Annotated in this window: 7 protein-coding genes and 1 tRNA gene; 4 read left to right on the forward strand and 4 right to left on the reverse strand. The window is 72.2% G+C overall.

All coding sequences use genetic code 11. The features are described 5' to 3' along the window. Positions 1 to 53 precede the first annotated feature (53 nt). The gene (locus ABZ464_RS12785; RefSeq protein ID WP_359274996.1) at positions 54 to 803 is read right to left on the reverse strand and encodes a hypothetical protein; all 750 of its coding nucleotides are present in this window, start codon (positions 801 to 803) and stop codon (positions 54 to 56) included. A gap of 47 nt (positions 804 to 850) precedes the next feature. Here ABZ464_RS12785 and ABZ464_RS12790 point away from each other — a divergent pair, with 47 nt between their 5' ends. Beyond that, positions 851 to 1,039, forward strand: coding sequence for a DUF5703 family protein (locus ABZ464_RS12790; RefSeq protein ID WP_359274999.1), 189 nt, complete (start codon positions 851 to 853; stop codon positions 1,037 to 1,039). Positions 1,040 to 1,105: 66 nt separating this feature from the next. Here the strand turns inward: ABZ464_RS12790 and ABZ464_RS12795 are convergent, their stop codons facing one another. The 3 genes from ABZ464_RS12795 to ABZ464_RS12805 form a co-directional block, all read right to left on the reverse strand. Then, complete coding sequence (locus ABZ464_RS12795; protein WP_359275001.1) at positions 1,106 to 2,086, reverse strand: chaplin; 981 nt, start codon at positions 2,084 to 2,086, stop codon at positions 1,106 to 1,108. 190 nt (positions 2,087 to 2,276) lie between these two features. Continuing rightward, the gene (gene chpH, locus ABZ464_RS12800; protein WP_055638647.1) at positions 2,277 to 2,510 is read right to left on the reverse strand and encodes a chaplin ChpH; all 234 of its coding nucleotides are present in this window, start codon (positions 2,508 to 2,510) and stop codon (positions 2,277 to 2,279) included. A gap of 143 nt (positions 2,511 to 2,653) precedes the next feature. Then, on the reverse strand, positions 2,654 to 3,973 hold the full coding sequence (locus ABZ464_RS12805) for a M20/M25/M40 family metallo-hydrolase (RefSeq protein WP_359275004.1): 1,320 nt from the start codon (positions 3,971 to 3,973) through the stop codon (positions 2,654 to 2,656). A gap of 200 nt (positions 3,974 to 4,173) precedes the next feature. On the opposite strand from ABZ464_RS12805, the gene ABZ464_RS12810 reads away from it, so the two are divergent. The 3 genes from ABZ464_RS12810 (at position 4,174) to ABZ464_RS12820 (ending at position 9,818) form a co-directional block, all read left to right on the forward strand. Next, a tRNA-Leu gene (locus ABZ464_RS12810) sits at positions 4,174 to 4,258 on the forward strand. A gap of 272 nt (positions 4,259 to 4,530) precedes the next feature. After that, the gene (locus ABZ464_RS12815) at positions 4,531 to 8,394 is read left to right on the forward strand and encodes a Pls/PosA family non-ribosomal peptide synthetase (protein WP_359275007.1); all 3,864 of its coding nucleotides are present in this window, start codon (positions 4,531 to 4,533) and stop codon (positions 8,392 to 8,394) included. A gap of 80 nt (positions 8,395 to 8,474) precedes the next feature. Then, positions 8,475 to 9,818 (forward strand): M1 family metallopeptidase, encoded by a 1,344-nt coding sequence (locus ABZ464_RS12820; RefSeq protein WP_359275010.1) that lies wholly within the window; start codon positions 8,475 to 8,477, stop codon positions 9,816 to 9,818. Positions 9,819 to 9,939 lie beyond the last annotated feature (121 nt).

Genomic DNA, 9,939 nt, shown 5'->3' on the forward strand with positions numbered 1-9,939 from the left:
CCCCGTGCCGGCCGCCGCCGTGTGCCTTCGCGCTGCCCGCGGACGTAGGTCGCCTAGCGCCGGTCGGCGTCCAGCGGCTCCAGGTCCCCGTCCAGATCCTCGCCCTCGATCTCCTCGATGTCCTCGATCTCCTCGAGGTCGTCGAGTTCGTCCAGGTCTGCCGCGAGATCCTCGCCGTCGCCGCCGTCCTCGTCCTCGTCCTCGTCGAGGTCGTCGAAGACCGCGCTCACGTCGAACCGGCAGACCACCCGCTGCGGATCGGCCTGGTCGAACGGGGCCTCCAGCCACTCGCCCGGTTCGGCCGGTTCGTCGGCGGCGAGCACCCACAGCGTGGAGTCGCCCTCCTCCAGGCCGAACTCCTTGTGCCGGGAGGCGATCTCGTCCGGTTCGAACTCGCCGAACAGGATGCCGAGGGCTCCGTGCACGGTGCCCGCGGTCTCCGTGCCCTCGCCGTCCGCCGCCTCGATCCGCTGGGCCTGGGCGAGCAACCGCTGTGGCTCCGCGACGGCGTAGTCCCGGCGGATCAGCACGCTGAGCGCGTTCGGCTCCTCGGGTCCGGTGTACGGCGGCAGGGAGTCGTCCGCGCCGGGGATCTCGAAGGGCGTGACCTCGTCGTAGCGGTCGTAGAGCAGTTCGTCGTACGCCTCGGCGGCCGCGGCCAGCTCGTTGAACGCCTCGTAGACGGCCGGGTCGTCCTCCCCCGTCCTGCGTTCGACCGCGGCCAGATGGCGGTCGAGCGCGGTCTTGACCGCCTCGGCGGCGGCGCGTACCTCGGCAGCGGTGGGCTGCGCAGCATCAGACATAGTGCAGACGCTATCCGTACGAGGCCCCAGCCCGCACAATAGATGCGATGCCGGAATACGAATTTGTCGACGTGTACGTACCGCGCGGGGTCTCCCGCAACGAGGCGGCACGTCTGCTGACCGACCATGCCGAGTACGGACACTGGGAGTTGCACCGCCTGAGCCTGATGCGTGACGGCAGCCGCAGGGTGCGGCTGCGCCGACGCATCATCCGCCAGGTACGTGCCACATGGTGAAGTGAGCGACACGGACGGAGCGGGCCCCGCCTGGGCGGGGCCCGCTCCGTCGTCCGGCCTCCGGGGTCACATGGAGGTGCGCGCCCTGCGGTAGAGCAGCGCGCCCGCGAGAACCGCGCCCGCACCGGCCGGCAGGGCGAGGCCGAGCGGGAGCTCGCTCCCGGTCTCGGCGAGCTGGGCGCCGCTCGCCACCGCACCGGTGCCGCCGGTGGGCCGGCGGTCGGTCACGGAGTGGGCCGGGGTGCCGCGGCCCGGGGTGGACGGCACCGCCTCGGGCCCGGACGGGGTGGACCCTTGGCCGACCGGCTTGCCGGGGGTCTGGTGGCCCGGCCTGCCCGGCGTCTCGTGGCCGTGACCCGGCGGCGTGCCGTGGTGGTGGCCACCACCGTGTCCACCGCCGTGTCCACCTCCGTAGCCGCCGCCGTAGCCGCCGTCGTTGTCGCAGTCGTTGCCGAAGGACGGGTTGAGGATCCCGACGACGTCGACGCTGTTGCCGCACACGTTCACCGGGACGTCGACCGGGGCCTGGACCTGGTTGCCGGAACCTACGCCGGGCGAGCCACCGGTGTACCCGCCCGCGTGCGCGCCCCCGGAGCCCGGGTACGCGCCGTAGCCGCCGTAGCCGCCGTTGCCGCCCTGGTGGCCGCCGTTGCCGCCTTGGTGGCCGCCCCAGTGACCTCCCCCGTTGCCCCCGTTGCCGCCGTGACCGCCGGTGTGCAGGCCGCCGCCGTGGGCTCCGCCGTGCTTCCCGCCGCCGTACGCGTGGTCGCTGTCGCCATAGCCGCCCGGGGCGCGGTGGTCGCCGCCCTTGTTGGCGCACGAGTTGCCGAACGTCGGGTTGAGGATCCCGACGACGTCGATGGTGTTGCCGCACACGTTGACCGGGACGTTCACCGGCGCCTGCACCGTGTTGCCCGACGCGACGCCGGGCGAGTCCGCGGCGAAGCCGTTCGCCCCCGAGTCGGCGTGCGCGTAGCCGCCGGCGGCGGCGATCACCCCCGTGGCCGCCGCCACGGTCATGAGGCTTTTACGGGTGACCTGTCGCATTGCTGTTTCCCTGCTTTCGATCTCGTCCTCGACTCGAATTCCCGCATCATTCCAGTTTTCGGGAAGCGCTCGGGGAGATTCGGGCCGTTCGAATTCTTCGGCCATTCCTTCGGAAAAGACCGGTCGGCCCCGGAGCGCATGGCGCGCGCTCCGGGGCCGACGGTGTGGACGACCCCTCAGCGGGTCGACGTCACTTGTTGATGCAGACGTTGCCGAAGGCGGGGTTCAGCAGCCCGATCACCGAGATCGTGTTGCCGCAGACGTTCACCGGGACGTGCACCGGAACCTGGATCACGTTGCCGGAAGCGACACCCGGGGAGTGCACCGCGGCACCCTGGGCACCGGCATCGGCAACGGCCAGGCCCGCGCCCGCGAGAACCAGCCCACCAGTGGCAGCCGCAGCAGCGACGACCTTCTTGATCATTATTCCTCCTTGTTGGCAAAAGCGATCCTCAGCAGCGGACCGCATCACCAGTAACGAGGGGGAATTAATGAGGCTACGCGCTTATCGGCGCATTCACTCTTCTCAGTCACTCCCGCACGGGCGCGCGATTTTTGGTGCGTGATTCAGGACGCGTCGATGAACCGGTCGAGCACCCGCACCCCGAACTGCAGCCCGTCCACCGGCACCCGCTCGTCGACGCCGTGGAACATGCCCGCGAAGTCCAGCTCCGGGGGCAGCTTCAGCGGGGCGAAGCCGAAGCCGCGGATGCCGAGGTCGTCGAAGGACTTGGCGTCGGTGCCGCCGGAGAGCATGTAGGGGACCGCCTTCGCGGTCGGGTCCTCGGCGAGCAGCGCCGCCTGCATGGCCTCGACGAGCGCCCCGTCGAAGGAGGTCTCCAGGGCCTTGTCGGAGTGCACGTCCTCGCGCCGTACGTTCGGGCCGAGGAGGCGGTCGAGGTCGGTGAGGAACTCCTCCTCGTACCCCGGCAGGAAGCGGCCGTCGATGTGCGCGGTCGCCTCGCCCGGGATCACGTTCACCTTGTAGCCGGCGCCGAGCTGGGTCGGGTTGGCGGTGTTGCTGAGGGTCGCGCCGATCAGCTTGGCGATGCCGCCGAGCCGGGCGAGGGTGGACTGCATGTCCTCGGGGTCCAGCTCGGTGCCGAGGGCGTCGCCGAGCTCGTCGAGGAAGGCGCGGGTGGTCTTGGTGACGCGGACCGGGAAGGTGTGGCGGCCGAGCCGGGCCACCGCCTCGGACAGCTCGGTGATCGCGTTGTCCTTGTGGATCATCGAGCCGTGCCCGGCGGTGCCGGCGACGGTCAGCTTCATCCAGTGCATGCCCTTCTCGGCCGTCTGGATCAGATAGAGCCGCCGCTCCTCGCTCACGGTGAACGAGAAGCCGCCGACCTCGCTGATCGCCTCGGTGACGCCGTCGAAGAGCTCGCGGTGGTGGTCGACGAGATGCCGGGCGCCGTACAGACCGCCGGCCTCCTCGTCGGCGAGGAACGCGAGGACGATGTCCCGGGGCGGCTTGCGCCCGGAGCGCATCCGGTCGCGTACGACCGCCAGGGTCATCGCGTCCATGTCCTTCATGTCGACCGCGCCCCGGCCCCAGACGCAGCCGTCCGCGACCTCCCCGGAGAAGGGGTGGTGGGTCCAGTCGGCCGCGTTGGCCGGGACGACGTCGAGGTGGCCGTGGATGAGCAGCGCGGGCCGGGACGGGTCCTCGCCCTCGATGCGGGCCACGGTGGAGGCGCGCCCCGGGTGCGACTCGAAGATCTGGGGCTCGAGCCCGACCTCGGCAAGCTTCTCGGCGACCCACTCGGCCGCCTTGCGCTCACCCGGGCCCGAGTGGTCGCCGTAGTTGCTGGTGTCGATCCGGATGAGGTCGCGGCAGAGGTCCACGACCTCGTCCTCGCCGGTGACGTTCCTGGCCGTGTCGCTCACGCTGCTTCCTCCCGCTGTCCTTGCCGGTTCCCCCACATCCTCCCCCTCCGGGCCGCCCCGCCCAAGACCGGTCCCGGCCCGTCACACACCGTTCACGCGGGCCGTGCCACCCGGCCGACCTGGTGTGATCGGGCACCCTCGAAAGCCTGGTAGTGTTTACGACGTCGCCGCGAGGGAAACCCCGCCGCGACAGACACCTTGTCCGGGTGGCGGAATGGCAGACGCGCTAGCTTGAGGTGCTAGTGCCCTTTATCGGGCGTGGGGGTTCAAGTCCCCCCTCGGACACTTGAGAACAGCGAGGGTCGCGACCATTGGTCGGGGCCCTCGCTTGCTGTGTGTGGCCGATCTCTCCCTGACCGAAGATCACGCAGGTCACCGCAGGTCACCCGGGCGCGGAGCGTCGCCCGAACGGCCTTCCCCAGTGGCCGACAGAAGGGGGCGAGCCTAGCGTCGTACTAAAATTTCCGGCTTGTTACGGAGCCGGCCCGGACAACCCCAGGCAGACCTGCGGGCCCGCCGGCGCCCCGGAGGCTTCCGGGATCGAGACGCGAGGACCGATGGCAGCCATTGACGAGAGCAGCGCTCTCGGCCTGCTCGACGAAGAAATCCGCGTACAACTCGGTGACAGGGCACGCTTCTCCGGCGGGCCCGCCGCTTCCCCCCGCACGCTCGTCGACGTCTTCGAGGCGTCCGTGCGGTCGTACCCCGACGAGCTCGCCCTGGACGACGGCAGCACGCCGCTGACCTACCGTGGGCTCGCCGTGGAGGTGGAGCGGCTGCGGCGCGGGCTCGCCGCCGCCGGGGTCGGACTCGGGGACCGGGTGGGCGTGCGGGTGCCGTCCGGCACCAACGACCTCTACGTCGCCATCCTCGCCGTACTCGCGGCCGGTGCCGCCTACGTCCCCGTGGACGCCGAGGACCCCGACGAGCGGGCCGAGCTGGTGTTCGGGGAGGCGGACGTACGGGCCGTGATCGGCGCCGGGCACGAGATCACCGCTCACGGGGCCTCCGACACGCGGGCCGCCCGGCCGACGGTCGAGCACGACGCGTGGATCATCTTCACCTCCGGCTCCACCGGCAAGCCCAAGGGGGTGGCCGTCAGTCACCGCAGCGCCGCCGCCTTCGTGGACGCCGAGGCCGCGCTGTTCCTCGCCGAGGAGCCCATCGGGCCCGGTGACCGCGTGATGGCGGGTCTCTCGGTGGCGTTCGACGCCTCCTGCGAGGAGATGTGGCTGGCCTGGCGGTACGGCGCCTGTCTGGTGCCGGTGCCCCGGTCGCAGGTCAGGAGCGGGGCCGATCTCGGGCCCTGGCTGGTCGAGCAGGAGATCACCGTGGTCTCCACCGTGCCGACGCTGGCCGCGCTCTGGGAGCCGGAGGCCCTGAGCGACGTCCGTCTGCTGATCTTCGGCGGTGAGGCCTGCCCGCCCGAGCTGGTGCAGCGGCTGGTGACCGAGGGCCGCGAGGTCTGGAACACGTACGGGCCGACCGAGGCGACCGTGGTGGCCTGCGCCTCGCTGCTGTCGGGCGAGGAGCCGGTCCGGATCGGGCTGCCGCTGCGGGGCTGGGAGCTGGCCGTCGTGGACGAGGCCGGCGAGCCCGTGCCGATGGGCGAGAGCGGGCAGCTGGTGATCGGCGGGGTCGGCCTTGCCCGCTACCTCGACGCCGAGAAGGACGCCGAGAAGTACGCGCCGCTGGAGTCGCTGGGCTGGGAGCGGGCGTACCGCAGCGGTGACCTGGTCAAGGCCGAGCCCGAGGGGCTGGTCTTCCTCGGGCGCGCCGACGAGCAGATCAAGCTCGGCGGGCGGCGCATCGAGCTGGGCGAGGTGGACGCGGCGCTGCAGGCGCTGCCGGGTGTCGCGGGCGCGGCGGCGGCGGTGCGGACGGCGCGCAGCGGCAACCAACTGCTCGTCGGGTATGTCGTGACGCAGGAGGGCTGGGACCGGGCGGAGGCGGTGGAGCGGCTGCGGGCCGCGCTGCCGGCCGCGCTGGTGCCGCTGCTGGCGCCGGTCGACGACCTGCCGACCCGGACGTCCGGCAAGGTCGACCGCAACGCGCTGCCGTGGCCGCTCGACAGTGTCGAGGTGCCGGTGGGCGAGGATCTGTACGGCACCGAGGCATGGCTGGCCGAGCAGTGGGCGGCGGTCCTCGGTATGCCGGTGACGAGCCATTCCGACGACTTCTTCGCGATCGGCGGCGGCAGTCTGGCCGCGGCCCAGCTGACCACCCGGCTGCGCACCCGCTACCCGAGCGCGGCCGTCCTGGACATCTACCAGTCGCCGGTGCTGCGCAAGCTGGCCCGCCGGCTGGAGGAGTCGGCGCACGACGAGGGCGGCACCCGTACGGTCGCGCCGGTGCCGAAGAAGACGCAGTTCGTGCAGCTTCTGCTGCTCCTGCCGCTGTTCACCCTGCTCGGGCTGCGCTGGACGGTCGTGCTGGCCGCGCTGGGCGATCTGCTGCCCGGGTACGGCTGGCTGCCGACCGCGTCCTGGTGGGCGGTGGCCGCCGGAGCACTGCTCTTCTTCAGCCCGCCGGGGCGGATCGCCGTGGCGGCGGGCGGGGCGCGGCTGCTGCTGCGGGGCGTGAAGCCCGGCCGGTATCCGCGCGGCGGTTCGGTGCATGTGCGGCTGTGGGCGGCGGAGCGGCTGGCCGAGTTCAGCGGGGCGACCACGCTGACCGGGTCCTGGCTGGAGCGGTACGCCCGGGCGCTGGGCGCCAAGATCGGTCCGGACGTCGATCTGCACTCGCTGCCGCCGGTGACCGGTCTGCTCAAGCTCGGGCGCGGCGCGGCCGTGGAGTCCGAGGCGGATCTGTCCGGTTACTGGCTGGACGGCGACCGGCTGGAGATCGGCACGGTCAAGGTGGGTGCGCACGCCGTCGTCGGCACGCGCAGCATGCTCTTCCCGGGGGCCCGGGTCGGCAAGCGCGCCGAGGTGGCGCCGGGCTCGGCGGTCACCGGGCAGGTCCCGACCGGTCAGCGCTGGGCGGGCGCGCCCGCGGTCAAGCTCGGCAAGGCCAAGCGGAACTGGCCCAAGGAGCGGCCGCAGCGCGGCACGTACTGGCGGATCATGTACGGCGTGACCGGTCTGGCGCTGAATCTGCTGCCGGTGGTGGCGGCGGTGGCCGCGCTCGCGGTGGCCCGGGTGTTCGTCACGCCGGGCGCCGGGCTGGGCGGTGCGCTGCGCGGGGCGGTGCTGGCGCTGGTCCCGGCGACGCTCGCCTACGGTCTGGCGTACGCGCTGCTGCTCCTGGTCGCCGTACGGCTGCTGAGCCTGGGCCTGCGTGAGGGCACGCATCCGACGCACAGCCGGGTGGGCTGGCAGGCGTGGACGGTGACGCAGCTGATGGACCGCTCCCGCGAGACGCTGTTCCCGCTGTACGCGGGGCTGGTGACGCCGCTGTGGCTGCGGCTGCTCGGGATGCGGATCGGGCGGGGCGCGGAGGTGTCGACGGTGCTCGCGCTGCCGAGCCTGACGACGGTCGGCGAGGGCGCGTTCCTGGCCGACGACACGCTGACCGCGCCGTACGAGCTCGGCGGCGGCTGGGTGCGGATCGGGCGCGCGGAGATCGGGCGGCGGGCGTTCCTCGGGAACTCGGGGATGACCGCGCCGGGCCGGAGCGTGCCGGACGGCGGTCTGGTCGGGGTGCTGTCGGCGACGCCGAAGAAGGCGAAGAAGGGCAGCTCCTATCTGGGTCTGCCGCCGGTGAAGCTGCCGCGCAACACGGCCGGCGGCGATCAGAGCCGGACGTACGACCCGCCCGCGCGGCTGCTGTGGGCGCGCGGTCTGGTGGAGCTGTGCCGGATCGTGCCGGTGTTCTGCTCGGCGGCGCTGGCCGTGCTGACGGTGGCCGCGCTGTGCGCCCTCGGGGTGTGGGCGCCGCTGCTGGGCGGGCTGGTGCTGCTCGGCACGGGTGTGGCGGCCTGTCTGCTGTCGGTGGTCGCGAAGTGGCTGCTGGTGGGGCGGCACCGCACCGGGGAGCATCCGCTGTGGAGTTCCTTCGTGTGGCGCAACGAGCTCGCGGACACCTTCGTCGAGGTGGTGGCCGTGCAGTGGCTGGCGGGCGCGGTACCGGGTACACCGGTGATGACGGCGTGGCTGCGCGGGCTCGGGGCGCGGATCGGCCGGGGCGTGTGGGTGGAGAGCTACTGGCTGCCGGAGGCGGATCTGGTGACACTGGAGGACGGGGCCACGGTGGGCCGCGGGTGCGTCCTGCAGACTCACCTCTTCCACGACCGGATCTTGCGGACGGATACTGTGGTCCTCCGTGAGGGCGCCACGTTGGGCCCTGGCGGGATCGTGCTGCCCGGCAGCACGGTCGGGGCCCGTACCACCCTGGGTCCCGCGTCGCTCGTCATGGCCGCGGAGTCCGTCCCGGACGACACCCGCTGGCTGGGCAACCCGATCGAGGCATGGCGTCCCTGAGCGCGGGCCATGCGGTGACTGCGGGCGGCGGTGCACCGGTGAGTGGTTCTTCGAGTACGGCGCAGGGAGCGGACGCGGAAGTGGCAGTGCAGCAGTCGATGGGTTCGGACCCGTATTTCCCGGACAACGGCGATCCCCGTTACCGGGTGCATCGCTACGAACTCACGCTGGACTACCGTCCCGGCCCGAACCGGCTGTCGGGCACGGCCCGGATCAACGCGATCGCGGGCCGTGCGCCGCTGGCCGAATTCCAGCTGAACCTGGCCGACTTCAGGATCGGGCGGGTCCGGGTGGACGGCCGGCAGCCGCACTACACGCACCGGGGCGGAAAGCTGCGCATCCGTCCCGCGAAGGCGCTGCGCGCGGGGGCCGCCTTCACGGTCGAGGTGCACTGGTCGGGCAACCCCAAGCCGGTGTCGAGCCCCTGGGGCGGGATCGGCTGGGAGGAGCTGACGGACGGCGCGCTGGTGGCGAGCCAGCCGGTGGGGTCGCCCTCGTGGTACCCGTGCAACGACCGTCCCGCGGACAAGGCCTCGTATCTGATCTCGGTCACGACGCCGTCGGCGTACTCGGTGGTGGCGGGCGGCCGGCTGCTGACCCGGACCACTAAGGCGTCCACGACGACCTGGGTGTACGAGCAGTCGGCGCCGACGTCGAGCTATCTGGTCGGGCTGTCGATCGGCAAGTACCAGACGGTGCTGCTGGGCGATCCGGGTCTGGGCGGGGTGCCGATGCACGGGCACATACCGGCGCATCTGCTGCCGCAGTTCTCGCGGGACTTCGCGCGCCAGCCGGGGATGATGGATCTGTTCCAACGGCTGTTCGGGCCCTACCCGTTCGACGAGTACGCGGTGGTCGTGGCCGACGAGGAGCTCGATGTCCCCGTCGAGGCCCAGGGGTTGTCGCTGTTCGGCGTCAACCACGTGGACGGGGCGCGGGGTTCGGAGCGGCTCGTCGCGCATGAGCTGGCCCACCAGTGGTTCGGCAACAGCGTGTCGATCGCCGACTGGCGGCACATCTGGCTCAACGAGGGTTTCGCGAAGTACGCGGAGTGGCTGTGGTCGGAGCGGTCGGGCGGTCGCAGCGCCCAGCAACTCGCCGCCGCCGCACACCGGTTGCTGTCCTCGCGGCCGCAGGACCTGAAGCTGGCCGATCCCGGCCGCAAGACGATGTTCGACGACCGGCTGTACCAGCGCGGCGGGCTCGCGGTGCACGCGCTCAGGTGCGCGCTCGGCGACGAGGCGTTCTTCCGGATGCTGCGCGGCTGGCTCGGGCTGCACCGGGGCGGCGCGGTCACGACGGCCATGTTCACGGCCCACGCGGCCCGGTTCACCCTGGAGCCCCTGGACGAGCTGTTCGAGGCCTGGCTGTACCGGCCGCCGCTGCCGCCGCTGCCCCTGGCCGAGACCCGGGCGACGGCCTAGGGCCTGTCGTTTGGATCATGCCGCGGGTCGCGGGGTGTGGCACGCGCGTCTGCGGCGTTGTCGTCAGTTGACGACTCCCCCACTCTCGGCTGCGCTCGAGCGGGGGGACCCCCATCGCGTC

Origin of the sequence: Streptomyces sp. NPDC005820 (genome assembly GCF_040630255.1) — a bacterium.
GTDB lineage: Bacteria > Actinomycetota > Actinomycetes > Streptomycetales > Streptomycetaceae > Streptomyces.

Coding starts and splice junctions, on each gene's coding strand:
- chpH (WP_055638647.1), bottom strand. CDS start 2,510: ATGATCAAGAAGGTCGTCGCTGCTGCGGCTGCCACTGGTGGGCTGGTT.
- ABZ464_RS12785 (WP_359274996.1), bottom strand. CDS start 803: ATGTCTGATGCTGCGCAGCCCACCGCTGCCGAGGTACGCGCCGCCGCC.
- ABZ464_RS12790 (WP_359274999.1), top strand. CDS start 851: ATGCCGGAATACGAATTTGTCGACGTGTACGTACCGCGCGGGGTCTCC.
- ABZ464_RS12795 (WP_359275001.1), bottom strand. CDS start 2,086: ATGCGACAGGTCACCCGTAAAAGCCTCATGACCGTGGCGGCGGCCACG.
- ABZ464_RS12815 (WP_359275007.1), top strand. CDS start 4,531: ATGGCAGCCATTGACGAGAGCAGCGCTCTCGGCCTGCTCGACGAAGAA.